This window comes from Streptomyces sp. NPDC046203, from assembly GCF_040646255.1.
Lineage (GTDB): Bacteria > Actinomycetota > Actinomycetes > Streptomycetales > Streptomycetaceae > Streptomyces.
Genome location: NZ_JBEYZX010000025.1, coordinates 53,724 through 71,941, shown reverse-complemented (window position 1 = coordinate 71,941; position 18,218 = coordinate 53,724). Strand labels below are relative to the sequence as shown.

The window sequence follows — 18,218 nt, the reverse complement described above, 5'->3', positions numbered from 1 at the left end:
GCTACCCAGCCGCCTCATCCAGTTGGCGGGTGCTCGAAGATCGTCGTGTCGAGGGTGAACACCTTGCTGTACTCCGCGAGCGCAGAGAAAACCCGCTGGTAGCCGGTGACCAACGCGGCCACCTCGTCCAGCCCGGCAGCTTCCCCGTCACGGTGGAGGAGCCGTTGGCGGACGACGGGTGCGGGCGCGGTGAGGTGGACGAACAGACCTGCCCGGCTGATCACGCTCTCGGCCAGGTCGAGGGCTTCGCTCCAGGTGATGCGTGACCTGCCGCGATGGAGCGGTCCGTAGACGAGTTCGCTGACGAAGCAACGGTCGAAGAGGATGGGACCGGGGCCGTCGAGGATGTCGCGGTATCGGGAGGCCAGATCGAGGTGGTCCGGCGTTCGGGGGGAGTGGACGACCCGGAAGCCGTACTGCGCGGACAAGCGCTCCGCGAGGGTGCTCTTCCCCACCCCGTCGGGGCCTTCGAGGACGAGTGTGTGATGGGTGGTGGCCAGTTTGTCGAGGTTCACGACGTCATCCACGACTGCACCGCCTCCGTGTCGGCGAGATGAGCGTGGGCGGCGTACTGGATCATGAGGTTGCGCCGGTTCGGTTCGCGGCCGGGAGCGTGGGTGTAGGTGGGACGGGGGTGGAAGGCCGCGATCCGTACACCGGACGCGAGGGCGGCACCGATGAGCAGGGCGGCTCCGGGTGGGGTCTCGGGACCGGAGACATCGGCAAGGAGCCGGGAGGCCCCGCGCACTGCTGCCAGGTCTTCCAGGGCTCCCGTGACCGGGTCGATGGAATCGAACCTTCGAGGCAGCACTACTTCGTGGCCGGCGTCCAGACAGGCGCGTGCGAGGCGATCACTTTCCTGTGCCTCGTACGGGGACCTCTCGACGTAGACCTGGCCGGTCTTGCTGTGGGCCTTCACGCGTGGGGCGGGGGTGGGCAGGTCCAACAGGGCCGCGACGGCCGCGTCGAGCGCGGTGTCGGTCTGGGCACGGTTCCGGGAGAGGAACTCGGCGTAGCCGGTCGCGTCCTGTTCGTGTGAGGAGGACGGCGGTCCGAGGCGGGGCACGCGGATCACACGCGTGGCCGCCGCCTGGATCAACGGGTCGGGGAAGTCGAGGAGAGGGCCGTCCTCGGTGAGGGAGTAGGACTGGAAGTCGGTGCTCAGCAGGAGAACGGGGATACCGCTCGCGACGGCATATCCGATCTCCATGCACACGCCGTCGTCCAGACTCGGGCCGTGGAGGAGGGCGACCATCGCGCGGAGCCGGCCGAGGCGCTCCCGGTCCAGCTCGAACAGGCGCTGCCCTTTCACCTCGGCGACCAGGTCCTCCTCGTCGGTGTCGCAGAAGGGCAGGAAGACGTGTTCCGTGCCGACCTTCGCGGCGAGCCGGTCGGCGAGGGTGGCGGCGAGGGCGCGGTCGTGAGCGGCGAAGAGCCGGTGGGCGACGTAGAAGACGGACACCTGCGGGAACCCCCAGTCGTGGGTCAAATGCGGCGTTGTGCCGGGATGCGGAGGGGCGGGGTCGTGACGAAGTGGGCTGCCGCCTCCACCGCTTCGGCGAGTGCCTGGGCGGGCGTGGCGCCTTGCGATCGATGGGCGAGGAAGGTGCCGGCCAGAGTGTCGCCCGCCCCGGACACTTCGATCGGAGACTGAGGCGGAGGAACTACCGATGCGACCTGCCGTCCAAGGGCCCACACCTGAGCCGGGCGGGGACCGTCGGTCACCACGACTTCCGGCAGGACCGCCATGTCGGTGACGGCTTGGAGAAGGCGGTGCTCGGCCGCGTTGACGAACACCGTGCTCGCCCGGTCGAGCCAGGGGCCGACGGCCCGGATCATGTTCTTTGCGCTGGGCAGGAAGAAGTCGATGCTGAAGGTGGCGCCGTGCTCAGCGAGCCGATCGAGGACGGTTGCCGCGTCGAGGGGCCGGCGGCAGCACACGTGGTACGTGTCGCCGGGGTGCTGGTCCACATGAGCGAGAGCGTGGTCCGTCAGCCGCTCGGCTGCCCCGTAGTCGGTGTGGACGCTGATGAGTTCGCCGTGTCGGTCGTACCGCAGGTCGAAGGCAGTGGACGGGCCTTCGGCCGCCTCGTGTCCCGACCAGTCGAGCCCGTCGAATTCCCGCGTCTCCGGTAGGTGTGCCAGGTCCCGGCCGAGGACACAGACAGGTGTGGCCACGTGGCCCGCTCTGGCCGCGGCGAGCGCCACGAACAGCGCGGCGCCGCCGAGATGCGTGCCTCCGCGATGGTCCGGGTACCGGGTCACATCCCGGCTGACGTTGCCGATCACGTCGAGCCGCGTCACCTCGTGCCCCTGGGCTGCTCGGCTCGGTCTCGGTGAGAACATCCGACGGCCTTCGCACACAGAGGCCGGCGGCGGCAGAGCTGCGCGGAGGGTCCGTTGAGATACAGCCGTTTGAAGTAGATCGAGACGAGGTGGACGAACCAGGTCGGCTCCGTGTCCTCCGGGAGGGCGATCCGGTAGTTGTGCTCGGTGACCAGCGAACGGAAGTCGTCCGGCCGAGCGTGCACGGCGGCCTCCAGGGCGTGCCGCATCCGTTCGTGCGCCACCGCACCGGACGGCAGGTCCAGCCCCAGGGCCGGGGCGAGCTTGCTGACCATTCCGGAGTCCACGGGGATGATCCCGCAGTGGTACCCGCGTGCGGTGAGCAGCGCGCACTGGGCCACCTTGTACGAGGCCCCGCGTACACGACGGGCGAAGTCGTCGATCAGTTCGTCGTTGTCGGCCGACGGCGAGAGCGGATCGACGCCTTCCTTGCTCCACTCCTGGAGCAACTCGGCGAGCGAGCGCAGGTAGCCGATCCTGGTCCGTGCCAGGCCGAGCGGGCGTACCAGTTCGGCGAGTTCGCCCTCGGTCGAGGCGGCCAGCGCGTCGAAGCCCAGGGCACGGGCGGATCGGATCACCTCCGCGTAGGTGTCGATCATCCGGTACGAGATCCGGGTGGACCAGCCGGCGGCGAGCATGCGCACCCGCGGGTCGGCGATCGTCCGGGGCCACCACCGGTTGTCGTCGTGGTTGGCCTCCACTTCCGCCCGCACATCCGGCAGAGCGGCGGCGCGGGCGACGAGCCGGTGGATCCGCCTGATCTCCTGTGGCTTGACCGGCATACGGCGGACAGCGGTCATGCGGTGGCTCCAGAGCTCAGGCGGGCGGCGGAAAGTGCCATGGCGATGTTGGAGGAGAGGACGGGCGTCCGCAGGCGCTGCTCCAGTTCCTCGACCGCCCGGAGGGTGTGCCAGCCGGTGCAGGACAGGACCACGGCCTGCGCGGCCTCGACCGCGTGCTGCGGAAGTCCGTCCACCAGCGTCAGGACGCTGTCGGTGGTGATCTCGGGGTAGCCGTCGTCCTGGCCGAGGCTCACGTGCTCCAGGACGTCGATGCCGGCTTCCGCGAACGCGGCGGCCTCGGCCTCGGTGACCTCGGCGGGGTAGGGCGTGGCGAGGACGACCCTCGTGATGTCGTCGGCGGCCAGCGCGGCGAGGACGGCGTCGAACGCCGTGGTGACACCGACGGGCAGGGGCGGTCCGCCGGTGAAGCCGGCCGAGGTGCATGCGACGATCACCGAGTCCAGCTCGATGTGCGCCAGAGAATCCAGCGCCCCCGTCGACGCCTCCCGGAGCCCATGCCAGAACGACTTGTCGATGGCCGTCGTTCCGGAGGCGGGGACCAGCCGGGCGTGGTGGAAGACCGTGTTGCGCAGGCCGAGACGGGGCAGTTCGGTCTCGACCGCCACGTTGGCCCAGGGCAGCAGCAGGCCGACCCGGACGGTCCGGTCCGCCTCCGCGTCCAGCGCGGCCAAGGAGGCGAGGGATCCGTCAGGCAGTGGATGCAAGGCGTTCTCCGTAGATCATCCGTGGCGCGTGCGCGGTCACCACGAGGTCGGCAGTGGTTCCGAGAGGAACGGCCGCACCGCGCTCCACGACCTGGATGGAGTACGAGCCGAGCCGCCGCCACCAGGTTCCGCCCTGCCCGATGAAGTAGGAGTGCAACCCTGGAATCCGCAGGCCGGCGGGGTACACCCGTTCCTTCATCGGCTGGTCCCAGGTGTGGTCGATGTCGGCCTTCCAGGTGGCGAAGTGTTCTGCGGACGGCAGCGGCTCCAGTTCGCCGAAGCCGGCCAGCGGGGTGCCGGGGAAAGCCCGTGCGAGACGGACATTGGTGCGGTGGCAGAGCAGGCCGGCGTCTAGGATCGTTGCCAGGCCCCGGAGGTTGGCCGCGTGCGTACGGTGGGTCTCTCCCGGCAGGCCGTAGATCAGGTTCAGGCCCGGTAGGAGCATCGGCAGCCCTCCCGGCCCCCGGGCGGCCCCGGCCTCGTTGACGTTCTCGACCGCGCGCATGAGGATCTCGGGCGTGCAGGCCAAGGTGTTCCGCTCGATGACGACCGGGTCGAAGGACTCGATGCCCATGGGCACGCAGTTGCCCTCGGTGCAGTAGTCCGCGACCAGTTTCGCGATCCGCCGCACCACGGGAGCGGCGATGGCGAGAGGGTCGGCGTTGTCGATGTGCAGGACTTCCAGGTCGGGGCAGCCCTGCCGGATGCTTCCCAGCAGAGCGCGGATCGCCTCCTCGTCCCGGTTGCGGTAGGAGAAGAAGCAGGTCTGCTGCCCCAGACGGAAGTTGCGGACCCCGGCCGCGTACAGCTGCTCCACCTCGGCGACGACGTCGTCCACCTCGCGGAAGGCGACGAGCGGGGACTTGGCCGGTTCGTTGCAGAAGTCGCAGAATTTCCGGCGCGTGCAGCCGCGGTACAGCTCCAGCTCGGCGATCGGACGCCAGGGCATCTGCTCGACGAGACCGGTGAACGAGTCGCGGTCGCGCCGCATCTGCCCGTAGTCCGCCGGCCGCCGACTGCCCAGGAGCAGATCGCCGGAAGTCACCGTGTGGGTGTGCACGGCGTCGAACAGCCCGGCGTACTCCGCCGGCGCCGCCAAGGCGTACGTGGACAGCGGACCCAGCAGGAAGCGGCGCCCCCGCACACAGGCGACGGCTCGGGCGATCTCCGCCAACGACCCGTTCACCGCATGGAGATGGACCGAGGGGACGGCATCGCCCGCCACTACGAGGACGATCTCCGCATCCCTGAGGAGCTGAAGAGCGCTGTCGCGGTTGGTGGTCGCCGAGTACGTGAGCGGATCGCTCTGCGGCGGCTCGACGGAGGGCTGCCCTCCGGCCAGGCACCACATCATGTCGTCGATGGTCAGGTACCGGACTTCCGCCTCGGGGCGGGCCCGGCGCAGCGCCGACCAGGCGTTGCGCACGTAGGTGGACAGGTACGGCGGCACGCCGAGGCCGCTGGGCTCGACGGTGAAGCAGTCCAGGATGACGACAGGCTGCATGTTCCTCCCTCCGAAGCCGAGGGCGCCGGCGCTCCGGCGGAGACGGTGCCGGAAGATCGACGGCCCAGGGCGCTCCTAGTTTTGTTGCCTGCCCGCCGCGGGAGGAGGGGGCACCGGGGTTGTTCGGTTGCATGGGGGTTGGTCTTCCACCCCTGAGTGTCCGAAGACCGGGACGCTGGGTGATCGACAAGGCATCATCGAGGCATGGCCGTGGGAACAGCGGGGGCCGGAGGGGGCAACACGGCCCTCGCGGCGCACCTCAAGGAAGCGGGATGCTCGAACGCCGCTCTGGCGCGACGAGTCAACGAACTGGGCGCGTTACAGGGGGAGGTCACGCGCTACGACAAGGCGTCGACCACCCGCTGGGCGCAGGGAGTGACCCCGAAGGGCAAGACTCCCCAGTTCATCGCGGAGGCCGTCGGAGGCTTCCTGGGGCGCCCCGTTTCCCCCACGGACCTCGGCTTTCCCCCGCAGGCCCAACGGCCCGTAGCCGCTCGCGCCCTGTCGTACCGTGAAGACGTGAGTGAGACTCTGCACACGCTCGCGGAGCTGGGTTCCACGGACATCTCGCGACGCAGACTGCTCGGAGCCACCCCGTTCATCGCGAGCGCGCTGGTGGATCCGCAACGGCAGTGGCTTCTGTGGCTCCTCGAAGAGGAGCAGGCGCCCCACCTCACCTCTGTGGCGGGAGGCGGCCCCGTCGAGCAGGTCGAAGCCATGATCAATATGTTCGACCTCATGGACAACCGCTTCGGCGGCGGGAACGTCCGTCCGAGCATCGTCGGCTATCTCAGCACCCAGCTCGCCCCCATGCTCCAGCAACGCGGCCTGCCCGCGAGCCAGCGGCGCACCCTCTACGTGTACGCCGCAAAGCTGGCCGCCATGGCGGGTTGGTGCTCGTACGACACCGCCGAATACGGCCTCGCCGAGCGCTACATGATCCAGGCGCTCCGGCTGTGCGCCGAGGGCGGTGACCGGGTCCTCGGCGGGCAGATCCTCGCCGGCCTGTCGCATGTTGCGACCAGCCTCGGCAACCCCGCGGAGGGAGTCGCCCTGGCCCGCGCCGGCATCGCGACCGCCAAGTGCTCGGGCAGTCCACTTGGTCTCATGCGCCTGCACGCCATGGCCGCCCGAGGACACGCCATGCTCGATACTCCCCGGCAGGCAGCGGCCTCGCTCGCCGCTGCCGATGCGGCCCTTGAACAAAGTCGTGGTCCCGCCGAGGAATCTGTCTGGGTTCGCTTCCTCGACCACCACTATCTGGAGGCCGAGGCTGCCCTGGTCCACCGTGACCTCGGCGAGGCGACCACGGCCGAACGCCTCGCGGCGGCCTCGGTCGCGGCCAACACCGACCGGCGTCGTCGCCAAGCGATCAGCAGCTCTGTGCTGGCCACCGCGTTCCTCCAGCAGAACCGCCTCGACGAAGCAGTCGGCACGGCCAGCACCGCCTTGGACCTGCTCGGCGGAGTGCACAGCGAGCGATCCGTGCAGGCCCTGCGCGACTTCCGTGCCCGACTCGCCCCAAGCCGCAACGAGCCGATCGTCCGGGACTTCGAGCGCAAGGCCCGCCCGATACTCGGAGCAAGCGCTGCCTGAGCCCGCTCTCAGTACCCCTGGGGAGTGGGGGCGTTCTGCCCACGGTCCACGGGGAGGTTGACTCCGGTCACGCCACGAGCCTGGTCGGAGAGCAAGAAGGCGATCACGTCCGCGACTTCCTCGGGCGTCACCAGCTCCTGTCCCGGGAACTCCGCAGCGAAATTCCGGTAGGCGACGGGGTCCTCCTGGCGCATGCGGTCCCACCGCTTCCCCGGGATCAGCATGGACCCTGGGGATACGGCGTTCACGCGGATCCCGTACGGCCCCAGTTCACGGGCGAACGAGGGCACCATGTGGAGCTGCGCGGCCTTGCTCGCTCCGTACTGGGCCTGCGGGCCGGGCTTCCAGCCGGAGATCGAGGACACCACGACGATCGACCCGCCGCCTGAAGCCCGCAGGTGAGGGGCGCTGCTCGCGACGAGCCGGGCGAAGTGGCCGGCGTTCAGGGCCCACGACATCGCCCAGTCCTCCGCTGTGGCCTCGGTGATGCCCCGGCCCCGGGCCCCTCCCGCACAGGCGACCACGCCGTCGAGCCCTCCGAGCACGGCAGCGGCGGATTCCACGAACCGCTCCAGCAGCTCCGGCTCGGCGACATCCAGCGGCTCGGTGAACAGCTCGTCGCCGGCACCGAGCGCACGACGCAGTCCGTCCAGCGACTCCGCCGTGCGCGCACAGGTGGCGACGCGAGCGCCGTCCGCCAGCAACAGCCGGACCACCTCCCCGCCCAACCCGCGAGAGCCGCCCGTCACGACGAAGCGCCGGCCCGCGAATCGCCCCTTCAACGGGACCTGCTGCATCCCCTGGGCCACCTTGCCTGTCATGCGTACAACCTCCGACCAACCGCTCCAACCCGCGTGTTCAGACCCATCCTCCCTGCATCCTTTTCATCCCTTGGCCGCAGCGGTTGTCTTGTGGTCTTGCCCCGCCATGGGACGACCGACCAGCCGACGACCAGCCGGCCTCGGCCACCCGTGCTCGGTGCGACACCCCCCGCCCGCCCCTAAGCCATCGAATTCAGGGGCGACGCCCAACACGAATCGAGCGAGAGCCAGCGGCCCGTCCCGGCTCTTCTCCCCGCTCGGGAGGCACACCGTGTTCAAGGCAACACCTCCGCGCAACAGACTCACGCTGGCCGACACCCCCAACGCCATCGGGCTGGCCAGACTTCACACCACCGACGTCCTTTCCCGCTGGGGTGTGCATCCGGACAGCGTCGAGACCGCCAAGCTCTTGGTGTCGGAACTCGCCACCAACGTCGTCCAGCACCCGAACAACCTGAGCCGGCAGGACTCCTCTCAGGCCAGGCAGTCCACGGCGCAGACGTTCGAGATCGCGCTGGAGATGGTGGACGACATCGTCCGGTTGTCGGTCTGGGACCGAGACGCCAAACCGCCCGCCATGAGCCCGGCCGGCCTCGACGCCACTGGCGGACGCGGACTCCTCCTCGTCGATGCGATGAGCCTGAGGTGGGGCCACTACGAGGTACCCAGGAGGCCCGGCAAGGTTGTTTGGGCCGACATTCCCGTTAGCCCCGTCGCGCACGGTCGCTCGGAGAACGAGGCCCACGGTTCGGCCGTCGACAGGACGGGCCAGACCGTCGCGTTCCTGGAGACGCCGTGACTGCCTCCGCCACCGCGATGTTCGTAGCGCCGTACGCGTGCGAGTACCCCGAGGAGGTCGAGGTCGTCTTCGCCGCGGATGGCAGGGTGGGCTACCGCGACGAGACGCCCGCCGACCGCTCCGTTGAAGGGGTCCTGCTCCGCCGATGGTCGGGCAACCGGACCGGCCCGCAGCGGTGGGGAGAGCACCACGCCCACCGTCAGGTCCATGCCATGGGGGCGCTGGGGTGCGCGGGGTGCGCGGGCCCTCCGCATCGCGATGAGCGCGGCATCCTGTGGATTCTGCACACGCCGGGCATTCGACTGGACGGGCACCTGACGGGACCCATTCTGGTGACGACCCCGCCCCTGTGCCTCGACGACGCCGCCAAGTCGGTGCGCGGGTGTGATGTCCTGCGCGAGGGCGCTGTCGCCCTGCGCGTGAAGGAGGCCGAGGTCGTCGGGGTGCGCGGCACGGTGTAATTGTCGACTGGGACGGTTGTCCCGGACGAGATCGTCCGCTTGACGATCCCCGCATACACCGTGTCATCGCCGACGGCTTGGTCCGCAAGATCTCGTGCGCCGAGGTCGACACCACCGCCCTGCCGGCCCTCGCTGCCCAGTGCGCGTCCGCACGCTCCCGCACCCGGGAGGTGCGAAAGGGCGGCTGGAACATCGAGAAACGATGCTCCAGCCGCCCTTCTCGTTGCGTCAGGCCGCCTCGAACGCCCGCCGGATCAACGGTGCCGCCTTCTCCAAGTCCGCTGCCGAGACGAGGCGCACCTCCAGGTCCCCCGTCCCCAGATGCCCGATACCGCGCATGTCCCGGGTGAAGCCCTCCTCCAGCACGACCGTGTCCGGGGCGAGTCTGAGGTAGACCAAGATCGTCTCGTGCTTCGGGCGGAAGATCACCGACGCCACGTTCACCAGCCGCCGGTAGGCGATGTAGTGCCGCAGCACCGCCACCTCGACCCACGCCGTCAGCGCCTCGTTCACCTCCGCGTACAGGCCCCGCAGGCACTCCGGGACAAGACAGGCGTCGGCCGCCGGAGGAGCCATCGGGGCCGGCGCGCTGTCGACCGCCGCGTCCCGCTCCCGATGACGCCGAAGACAAAGCGGCGCTTGGCGAGCCCGGTGAGGAGTCGATGAGCAGCAGACCGAGCAGCCCGCCGTCGAAGACCCGGTAGCGCACCAGGTCGATCCGCTCGGGCAATCACTGCACGGCCACGCGATCGTGGTGGGAGAAGCCGGCCGCGATACAAACCATCCGCGGACGCCGCCAGTCGATCGACTCGGCCACCTCCGCGCCCAGCACCTTCCGGACCAGCGCCTCGAACTCGTGCTTCGCCGAACGCAGCCACGCCATGTGGGAGACGGCCTGCGACAGCACCCCGCTGTCAGAGCCCTTCTTGAACTCGATCACCACCGGGCTGCCGTTCTCATCCAGCCCCAGTGTGTCGATTCGCCCCCGGTGCCACGGACCGGTCGCGTACTCCGACGCCACGAACCGGATCCCGAGCATCTGCTCCAGCCCGGCCTCGACCCGCCGCTGCAGCTCCACCTCCAGCGCCACCGTCGAACCGGACAGCCCCACGTCCCGCCCGTCGGCGTCCTGCCGGAACAACATCAACTCGGCCACCGGTGCCCCTCCCCGCGATCTCTACAAGAAGACCAATCAGCGAGGGGACCTCGGTATTCCGGCCTCTCGGTACTCAGACCGTTTCCTATGTGGTGAGGCAAAGGGGTCATTCGTAGTTGCAGAGGACTGCAGCAGGGCCGTTGAGGCTACTCGCGAGATGTCGAAGCCCGAGGATGGCGCCGCCCCACGGTGCTGGCCGCAGCGTCGTTGGTGGCGGTGTAACACTGCGGCGGCGCCGACCAGTTCGGCATGATGAAGTAGTGAAGTACTTTGAGGACAACCCCGAGATCTTCGCCGCCTTGGTCGCTGCCATTGCCATCCTCGGAGGCCTCCTCGGCAGCATCATCGGCGCCAAGATCCAGGCGAATGGTGGCCGGGACCAGGCAGCGGCGGCAAGGGAGGCAGCGTGGATAGCTGCTGAGGCGCAGCGGGTGGCCGCCTTGTGGAGTGTTCGGCAACTCCAGGCCGCTCAGTTCGTCAGAAGCGTACGCGAGTTGAGGCGCCTGGGGCGTCTCTACGGTCAGGATCCAAACAACGCTGATTTGCGTGGCCAAGGGCGTGAATTACTTCAGGCAGTGACCCTGAAAGGGGCTGAGATTGAACTGACTGCTCCTGATCATGTCGTGGCGGCGGCTAAAGACCTGGTGGCCACCGCCGTCTATAACTACAACATGGACCGACGTGCTGGCCCAGTCGAACACGCAGAGGAAGCCCTCGTCGGCCTGTGTGGCAGTGCTGATGAGGAAACAGCCGCCGCAGCGCATAGGGCCCATGACACCATTCGCCCTCAGGCTCCCGTGCCTCACGAGGAACGGCTGCGGCTTCTCCTGGCTGTCCCAGGGCTTTCGGTGCAGCACGCACATCGCTTGGCCAATGACCCTGAAATTGAATATCGATACCAGGATCTGTCGGCCAGTAACCTCGAACGAGCGCTATCGACGTTCGTAGCCGCTGTCCGTGAGGTGCTGCGGTCCGAGGACGATGTCGCCCCGACAGCGCCAGTACAGCACCGGTGATGGTGGCGTGACGGTGCTGACTGCCCTCGTGAGGAGTTGCTCGCTGGTCTGGTCCGCGCGGTCGCCGGCATTCACGAACGCGACGGCGAGGAAACGGTGGTGCGGGAACGCATATTGAAGGGGTATCGCTTCCTCGGCCGCGGTGGCTTTGCTTGTGAGGGCGCCACACATTTTCGAATCACCCTGCACCTTCACTCAGTTACCGGCATCGCTCTGCCAGCCATTGCCGGACTTCTGCCGGAGAGAATCGGAGCTGCTGGCCTATACGGAAGCTTGGCATCTCTTCCTTGAGGTGGTTGTCGTACACCCAAGACGCAGGCTTTCCGAGATAGGCGGCAAGTGCCTTGACGTCCCACATCGGCTCACTCACAAATAGATCCTCTATGCTCGCTCTTACTGCTCGGCAGGGCGGACGGTACACAGGGAAGGCAGCCGCACCAAGTTAGCGAAGGCCTGGCCGGATATGAGGGGCGAGAATCAGCACCGATCCAGCGCGACGCACCCGAACGGATCGGAACGGAAGCCAGCGGAAGCCAGCACCAGCGCGTCCGAGCGCAATTCGTCTTAGGTAGTCCGAGCCTGCTACCTGCATGTTTGCTCGGGAGGGCGTCGCGTGATCAGCGGCGCCCTCCCATTTGGAGAACATCTGGCTCCGCACCAAGCGCTACGACGCGAACGGCAAGGTCAGAAGCGGTTCGGGCGGCGTCTGCTACCTCTACTGGCCCTTCAAGCCGACCGGCACACAGCACCGGGTGCTGCGCTCGCTCGGCGTGCTGTGATGGGTCGCGGCCCCGCGTCCTGACGACACCACTCCCGGCCGCCCCGCACGAGGCGGCCGCACCGGTCCACCGCGACCTCGATCGAACGACGTCCGAACCGGCGGGACATCCTGCCGAGGGGCACACCGTTCGGCGGGGCCGCGGTGGTCCGCTTGTGGCAATCTCGACCGGCACGCGACGAATGCCCCGCGCAACCGAGACGTGCACGTCAGCAAGGGTAGAAACGGCAACCGCCACCAGTGCAACGGTGGCGTAACGCTGACCAATATGATTCGCCCGTCCAGTGAGTCGGCTCACTGCTGACAGGCGAGATGGGGGCGGTCTCCAAAGGGGCGTCTCCACCCCCTTTCTCTCCTTGGGATAGCCGAAATGAAGATCACCCGACGGCGCGGCGGACCGTCCGAGATGTTCGTGACCGACGAGCCGTGGGATCCCGCGTACGCCGGCCGGTTCGCGGACGGCACCTGCGACGGCCTGGTCGTCGGAGCGCCCTTGCGCCGCAAGGCCGGTTTTGATCTTTCCTTCCTTCCGGGCCTTCCTGGGCTGCGCAGCCTTCGAGTCCTGAAGGGCATCGCGGACCTGTCCCCGGTGGCGCGGTGTGCGGATCTCGAACGGCTGCGCCTGCCCGCCTCTGCCACGCAGGGCCTGGATCTGTCCGGGCTCACGAAACTCCGGGAAGTGGAAATCCCGTGGTCTGCCGGAAGCCGGACTATTCACGCGGTGGCGTCCGCCGAGAACCTCTTGATCTCAGAGTGGAAGGGGGAATCGCTCTCCGTTCTCGGCGCCAAACCGGCCCTCCGGAAACTCCGGATCGAATCGGTACGAAACCATGTGACCAGCATGGAGGGGGCCGGTCTCTTTCCGAATCTCGACGAGCTCCGTATCTACGACGGCCGGCTCGCCCATTCCGACTTGCTGGCGGACGCGGCGATGCTGACGGACGTTTCCCTGCTGTCTGCGAAAACCGAGGCGATCACCTTCGTCGCCGGCCTGCCCCGATTGCGCCGGCTGGAACTCGACAACAGCGGCGACATCGCCTCACTCGCCCCGATCGCGGCGCATCCGGCTCTTTGGGAGGTGATCGTCTCCGGCTCGACGCGGGTGGCCGATGGGGACCTCTCGCCGCTCCTCGACAATCCACGGCTCATCTGCGTGGCAGTCGAGCGCGGTCATGCCCACTACAGCCACGCTCCGCGCGAGGTTCGCAAGGGCTGAGTGGACGCACGTGTCTTCGCCGTCCGCGCCGAGCGCCGATGGCCACCGGTCGGGCCCGGCGGGGCGGGGCGTATGCGGCGCGGCCTTCCCGGCAGGTGCGCCTCAGCGCCGCCGGAGCGGGCCCACCGTGGCCAGCAGCGTGCCGATGAGCACATAGGCGACGAGGGCGAGAACCGGCATGTGTCCGCCGGGGCGGTCGAGGTCGTCGGTGCAGTACCCGGAGATCCCCACCCAGGCCAGCCCGCCGACGACCACGAGCACGGTGTTGCCGCGCTCCCGCAGCAGCCGCATGCCGGCCCACAGCAGGAGCGGCATGAGAATCCAGGAAGCGGCCGTGACGAACAAGAACTCGAAGGCACCGGAGAGGGGCGTGTCCCCGCTCGCGGCCGCGCTGTCGCGGGCCCATGCGTAGCCGGCGGACATGAGGGTGTGACAGGCCACGGTGGCGACGGCGACGACGAGGGCGCCTTTGACGAGTCGTATGTACGGCATGGCGGGAATCCTTGCTCTTCGCAGGCCGACGGGCCCCGGCACGGATGCGTCGGGGCCCGCCGGCTGTGCGGACGGAACCACGAAGTGGCGCGTGTCCTTCAGCGGTTACAGGGCGCGTTCCAGGGCGTTGGCGTAGAGCCGGGCACCGGAGATCTTCGGGTGGAAGGACTTCATCGACGGCTCGATCCCGCCGGTGTCCGCCTCGGCCTTGCCGGTCAGGACGATACCGTTGATCGATTCGGGGTCACCGCAGATCGCCTTGCCCTGGAAGTCCTGGGCGGGGTCGACGAAGGTGGCCCCGGCCGACGTCGCGGCGGCCTTCATCTCCAGGCTCAGCTTCGGGGCGACCTCGTCGTTCAGCCAGGGCGCCTCCTCGGTTCCGATGCCCGGGATGCACTGGCCGTTCGCGGACAGCAGGGGCGGGTAGCCCACGAGGTAGATCTTGGCCTTCGGCGCACGGGCCTTGATCTCGCCCAGCACCGAGACGATCCGGGGCTTGACCTCGTTGGCGATCCAGCCGGGCATGAAGTCCTTGAGCGGACCGCTCATTTCACCCGTCTTGGCCCCCGTGTCCGGGTTCCGCTTCTCGATCTCGGCGTTCTGGCAGAGCTTCAGGCCCGCCGCGTAGATGCATTCCGTGATCACGTCCGTGAACAGCGAGTCGTTGCCGCCGATGGCGATCGTCACGATGCTCGTGTTCTGGTCGAGATAGCCGAGATCCATCTGCGGCAGCGAGTTGTCCTGGTTCTTGCCGCCCGACTTGACGTTGAAGGTCCGGGCGCCGGAGCAGGCGATGAAGCTCAGGTCGACATCGCCGTACGCGTCGGAGATGGCGCCGATGGACTGGGACTTGCCGGGCAGGGTCGCCTGCCGGACCCAGGCCTGCTTGGAGCGGTGGCACTTGTTGACCACCTCGTCGTTGCCGATGCTCTCCTTGTAGTCCGTCTCCCGGAAGTAGTCCTTGCCGTTCTCGGTGTCGGCGCCCTCACCGGAGGCGAAGGAGTCGCCCATGCCGACCACCTGCGTGGGCTTGGCGTCGAGGTGCTGGAACGCGACGGAGTCCCAGGCGATGTCGACTCCGATGTTCTCCTCGGTGATGTTGGACAGGGCCACCGACGGGGTGCCGGTGAAGTTGAAGACGCCGAGCGACCGCCATTCGTTGCTGCGGATGCGCTGCGGGGCGACCCGGTGCGGGGATTCGGAGTCGGTTCCCGAGACCGTGTACTTGGCCTGCTGGGACCGTGCGGCCACGTTGGGCATGTGGACCAGGACGCGGGTCCAGCCCTTGACGGTACCGGGACCGGTCCAGGTGCCGGTGACCTTCAGCCGCGGCGCCTCCGCGGAGCCGGCCTTGTGCGTGGTGGCGAACCAGATGTGGTTTCCGTAGCCCACGCCGAGCTGGTGGGTGTCCATCTTCGCCGAGGGCGAGGCGAAGTCGAATTTGAACGACCCGGACGACTGCGCGGTGTCCGTGCAGCGCCTGAAGTCGGCTCCCGCGATCGGCTGACCGGTGTTCAGGTTGTCGACGATGGGCGTGCCGATCGGAAGACCGGAGCTGCACCGGGGCGGGTGGGAGTTGCCGTCCGCCTCCTCCGCGTAGGTGTTGTCGAAGCGGAACAGCTCGTAGCCGCAGGCGCCGGCGGCGCAGTTCTTCCACTCCACCTTGGTGGCCCACCAGCACCGGTAGTCCGTGCGCTGGCACGGGCCCGTCGCGGGCGAGTCGTTCGTGGCGCCGTCCTTGATCTTGCCCGGGTCGCACTCGTTGGAGCCGTTGCAGAACAGGTTGACCGGCGGCTTCGCCGTGGTGCGGAAGAGGGGATCGGTCCACCAGGCGGCCCGGTAGCCGTGGACGAGGGTGCCCGGCGACTCCAGGGCCTCCAGCGGACGCGCGGCCCAGCCGATGACCTTCTCCGGGTACGGCCAGTACTGCGGCTTGGCGGCGTGCGAGTAGTCGTCACCGCCGACGGCGTTCTCCAGGAACGGGGTGCGGTTGGGCTTGTAGGTCGGGTTGGCCGGGTTGTTGGCCCAGCCCACGCCCCACTTGCCCCCGTTCTTGCCCGCGTCCGCCTGGGGGTAGAAGCCGGAGTTGTAGGCCCACAGGGCGAAGAACCAGTTCTCGATGCTCTTGGGGTCGCCGTTGTTGACGGTGAGGCCGGCGCCGCGGGTCTGGTTCCACTTCTCGGCGAGGATGTTCACGCCGGCCGCGACGTTCGCGGTGTAGTCCAGCGCGACGGCCTCCTGGTAGGCACGCGGCTTGGACGGCCGGACCTCGCCGTTCGGGTACGGCTTGCCGGGCAGCCGCATGCCGTCGGTGACCTGCGTGATGCCGTAACCGCAGTCCGCCTCGGCCCAGTTGATGGCCCACGGGTCGGCGACCTGACCGTGCTCGTCGCGGATGAGTCCGTAGTAGTTGCCGATGAGGCTGTTGGCGGTGGTGCCCGGGGCGGCGAAGCGGGTGGCCTGCCACATGTTGGACTCCTGGGCGGTGATGCCGAGGAACACCTGTGCCGGGATGCGTCCGCCGCCGGTGAGCGAGGTGAGGCCGCCGACGAGGGACTGCGGCGCGTAGGCGCCCATGCCCATGTTCTTCCAGTTGGCCGACCGGTACACGTGCGTGTCCAGAGTGCCTTCGATGGCCCGGTCGACGGCCCACTCGATCTGCCGCGGCTTCGGCTGGAATGCCTGCTTCTGCGGGTTGCCCCGCTCCACGGCGCAGGTGCGCTCGGACTCCGGCTCGGAGATGTTGAGCGACTGCACCTTGTCGCCGCCCACGGTGACACCGCCGGCGGCGGGCGGGAGGCCGAGGGCCGGGGAGAGGCCCGCGCCTGCCGCCGGGTCGGATCCGACCGGGGACGCGGACGGGTTGGCCTCGAGTACGGGCTCGCTGCCGGTGGGCAGGTGCCTCATCTCGATCCGGACCGTGCGCGCCGTCTCGTATTCGGAGGGGCGGATCCGGGTGTCCTTGCCGTCGGCCCAGGAGGCGTCGACCATGGCGCGTGCCGTGGTGGAGGCGGTGGCCTCCTTGTCGATCCCGCCCGGGTTGCGCACGTTCGCGGGCAGGGTGCCGACGTTCTTCGCCACGCCGGTGACGATCGCGGTTCCGTCGGCGGCCCGGGTCAGGTCCATACCCGTCAGGTCGCCCTCGGCGACCGTCCGGGCCTTGACGGCCTTGCCCTTGAGCTGGGCGGCGGTCAGGTACTTGACCTCGGAGGTGCTGCCGGCGGACGCGGCCTCGGCGGGCTTCGCGCCGGCCGGCACGCCCTTCGCGGCCGGGGCGGGGTGCGTACGGTCAAGGAAGGCGATGCCGCCGTCCTTGGTGACGGACAGGCTGAAGGGCGTGTCGTCGGTACGTGTGACCAGCTCGGACGTACCGCTCGGGGTGATCCGGACGATGGCGTTGCCCTGCGCGGCGACGATGCCGTCGCGGGTCGGGACCGCGGAGGTGACCTGGCCCCGCACCGTGGTCTTCGTCGTCGTCTTGCCCGTACGGGCGTCGACGGTGATCAGACGGGTCTCGTTCCGGGCGGACGTGTTCTCGTCGGTGAACTGCGACAGGACCGCCTGCTCGCCGTCGCCGCAGCCGGGCGAGAAGTAGGCGAGGCTCGCCTGGAACGGAAGCTTGGTGACCTTCCCCGAGTTCAGGTCGACGGCGGCCGTGAAAGCGCCCCGGGCCATGAGGTCGGGCTTGTTGGTGAAGGTGCGCGGCGCGTAGGCGACGAGGGCACGGTCGCCGGACGCGGTGACACAGGCGTTGCCGATCCAGGTGTCGGTCTCGGAGAACCCGGGTTCGAGGAGGGTCGCCGCGGTCTTCCAGCGGTAGCCGTCGGCCTCGTCGGCGGTCATGAGGTGGAAGCCGGTGGCGTCGCCGATGGTGGTCCACGCGGTGTCGACGGACGTGGCGTAGTCGCTGCCGAGCACCTTGCCGCGCTCCTTGGCGGGAACGCGGTCCTTGTTGCCGTTCTCGTCCGCCTTCACGCCGGGCGTGGCCGGGCCCGACCAGCCTTCGGCGGCGTTCGGGGGCGGCGTCGGCGTCCGCTGTGCGACGGCCTGCGCCTGTATCGCCGTGCCGAACGCCATCGCGGTGGCAATGGCGCACGTTATCGGAATGCGTGCGTACGTGTATCTGCTGACCCGTCTCAAAACGTCGACTCCTTGTATGCGGGGCGATGGAATGTGCGCGGGCACGGCGGAGTCTCCGCCCGCTCGACGCGAAGGCGCGTGCGTCATGGGGCGGAGAGGGCCGCTGTAGGGACAAGGGGGATCGGCCGGATTTCTCTTGAGGCTGCTTCCGGGCGGCACGCGGCTCCCGTGGAATCGCGGAGAACAGGCCGACAAGGGAACTCGGGCTCCGGCTCAGTGGAATGACTCCGGATCCGCGGAATGACGTCGGCTCGGCGTGGCGTGCTGCGGACGGGGTGGCCGAGACAGCTCGGCCGTAACGGCCGCTGCCTACGGCGCAGCTATGACCTCCCGTCCCTCCTCGTGCCGGCGCGGCGGGAGGAAGGCTGCCGCGTGTGGTACCGCGT

At 68.8% G+C, this 18,218-nt stretch carries 17 protein-coding genes and 1 pseudogene; 6 read left to right on the top strand and 12 right to left on the bottom strand.

Translation table 11 applies throughout. The features are described from left to right. Nucleotides 1-14: 14 nt before the first annotated feature. Genes ABZ990_RS19265 through ABZ990_RS19240 form a run of 6 tightly spaced genes read right to left on the bottom strand, consistent with a single transcriptional unit; the run spans nucleotide 15 to nucleotide 5,357 of the window. The gene (locus ABZ990_RS19265; RefSeq protein WP_361232537.1) at nucleotides 15-527 is read right to left on the bottom strand and encodes a hypothetical protein; all 513 of its coding nucleotides are present in this window, start codon (nucleotides 525-527) and stop codon (nucleotides 15-17) included. Next, entirely contained in the window at nucleotides 512-1,489 is a 978-nt protein-coding gene (locus ABZ990_RS19260; protein WP_361232534.1) for a nucleoside 2-deoxyribosyltransferase, read from the bottom strand. Before ABZ990_RS19260 ends, ABZ990_RS19265 begins: the two co-directional genes overlap by 16 nt. Beyond that, nucleotides 1,486-2,304: a carbohydrate kinase family protein gene (locus ABZ990_RS19255; protein WP_361232531.1), complete on the bottom strand. Its 819-nt coding sequence runs from the start codon at nucleotides 2,302-2,304 to the stop codon at nucleotides 1,486-1,488. Before ABZ990_RS19255 ends, ABZ990_RS19260 begins: the two co-directional genes overlap by 4 nt. Next, nucleotides 2,301-3,146: a hypothetical protein gene (locus tag ABZ990_RS19250; protein WP_361232528.1), complete on the bottom strand. Its 846-nt coding sequence runs from the start codon at nucleotides 3,144-3,146 to the stop codon at nucleotides 2,301-2,303. Before ABZ990_RS19250 ends, ABZ990_RS19255 begins: the two co-directional genes overlap by 4 nt. Continuing rightward, entirely contained in the window at nucleotides 3,143-3,853 is a 711-nt protein-coding gene (locus tag ABZ990_RS19245) for a hypothetical protein (protein ID WP_361232526.1), read from the bottom strand. The genes ABZ990_RS19250 and ABZ990_RS19245 overlap by 4 nt, the downstream gene beginning before the upstream one ends. Beyond that, a complete protein-coding gene (locus tag ABZ990_RS19240; protein ID WP_361232523.1) occupies nucleotides 3,837-5,357 on the bottom strand; it encodes a radical SAM protein in 1,521 nt (506 codons plus the stop codon). Before ABZ990_RS19240 ends, ABZ990_RS19245 begins: the two co-directional genes overlap by 17 nt. Nucleotides 5,358-5,561: 204 nt before the next feature. Between ABZ990_RS19240 and ABZ990_RS19235 the strand changes: the two genes are divergently transcribed. Next, nucleotides 5,562-6,953, top strand: a complete 1,392-nt coding sequence (locus ABZ990_RS19235) for a hypothetical protein (RefSeq protein WP_361232520.1) — start codon at nucleotides 5,562-5,564, stop codon at nucleotides 6,951-6,953. A gap of 8 nt (nucleotides 6,954-6,961) precedes the next feature. Here the strand turns inward: ABZ990_RS19235 and ABZ990_RS19230 are convergent, their stop codons facing one another. Further along, entirely contained in the window at nucleotides 6,962-7,774 is an 813-nt protein-coding gene (locus tag ABZ990_RS19230; RefSeq protein WP_361232517.1) for an SDR family oxidoreductase, read from the bottom strand. A gap of 271 nt (nucleotides 7,775-8,045) precedes the next feature. Between ABZ990_RS19230 and ABZ990_RS19225 the strand changes: the two genes are divergently transcribed. Both ABZ990_RS19225 and ABZ990_RS19220 read left to right on the top strand, forming a co-directional pair. Then, a complete protein-coding gene (locus ABZ990_RS19225) occupies nucleotides 8,046-8,573 on the top strand; it encodes an ATP-binding protein (RefSeq protein WP_361232514.1) in 528 nt (175 codons plus the stop codon). Further along, nucleotides 8,570-9,034: a hypothetical protein gene (locus tag ABZ990_RS19220; RefSeq protein WP_361232511.1), complete on the top strand. Its 465-nt coding sequence runs from the start codon at nucleotides 8,570-8,572 to the stop codon at nucleotides 9,032-9,034. Before ABZ990_RS19225 ends, ABZ990_RS19220 begins: the two co-directional genes overlap by 4 nt. A gap of 228 nt (nucleotides 9,035-9,262) precedes the next feature. On the opposite strand, the gene ABZ990_RS19215 is transcribed toward ABZ990_RS19220, so the two are convergent. Together ABZ990_RS19215 and ABZ990_RS19210 are read right to left on the bottom strand one after the other, a co-directional pair. Next, nucleotides 9,263-9,610 (bottom strand): DUF5655 domain-containing protein, encoded by a 348-nt coding sequence (locus ABZ990_RS19215; protein WP_361232508.1) that lies wholly within the window; start codon nucleotides 9,608-9,610, stop codon nucleotides 9,263-9,265. 154 nt (nucleotides 9,611-9,764) lie between these two features. Continuing rightward, nucleotides 9,765-10,190: a hypothetical protein gene (locus tag ABZ990_RS19210; protein WP_361232506.1), complete on the bottom strand. Its 426-nt coding sequence runs from the start codon at nucleotides 10,188-10,190 to the stop codon at nucleotides 9,765-9,767. Nucleotides 10,191-10,450: 260 nt separating this feature from the next. Between ABZ990_RS19210 and ABZ990_RS19205 the strand changes: the two genes are divergently transcribed. Continuing rightward, entirely contained in the window at nucleotides 10,451-11,206 is a 756-nt protein-coding gene (locus ABZ990_RS19205; protein WP_361232505.1) for a hypothetical protein, read from the top strand. A gap of 199 nt (nucleotides 11,207-11,405) precedes the next feature. On the opposite strand, the gene ABZ990_RS19200 is transcribed toward ABZ990_RS19205, so the two are convergent. Continuing rightward, on the bottom strand, nucleotides 11,406-11,564 hold the full coding sequence (locus ABZ990_RS19200; protein WP_361232582.1) for a helix-turn-helix domain-containing protein: 159 nt from the start codon (nucleotides 11,562-11,564) through the stop codon (nucleotides 11,406-11,408). 280 nt (nucleotides 11,565-11,844) lie between these two features. Between ABZ990_RS19200 and ABZ990_RS19195 the strand changes: the two are divergent. After that, a pseudogene (locus tag ABZ990_RS19195) lies at nucleotides 11,845-11,985 on the top strand (peptidase C39 family protein); the annotation flags it as partial. Nucleotides 11,986-12,354: 369 nt separating this feature from the next. After that, on the top strand, nucleotides 12,355-13,200 hold the full coding sequence (locus ABZ990_RS19190) for a hypothetical protein (RefSeq protein ID WP_361232502.1): 846 nt from the start codon (nucleotides 12,355-12,357) through the stop codon (nucleotides 13,198-13,200). Between the two features lie 102 nt (nucleotides 13,201-13,302). On the opposite strand, the gene ABZ990_RS19185 is transcribed toward ABZ990_RS19190, so the two are convergent. After that, nucleotides 13,303-13,692 (bottom strand): hypothetical protein, encoded by a 390-nt coding sequence (locus ABZ990_RS19185; protein ID WP_361232499.1) that lies wholly within the window; start codon nucleotides 13,690-13,692, stop codon nucleotides 13,303-13,305. A 105-nt stretch (nucleotides 13,693-13,797) separates the two neighbouring features. Then, the gene (locus ABZ990_RS19180) at nucleotides 13,798-17,769 is read right to left on the bottom strand and encodes a GDSL-type esterase/lipase family protein (RefSeq protein ID WP_361232496.1); all 3,972 of its coding nucleotides are present in this window, start codon (nucleotides 17,767-17,769) and stop codon (nucleotides 13,798-13,800) included. Nucleotides 17,770-18,218: the final 449 nt, after the last annotated feature.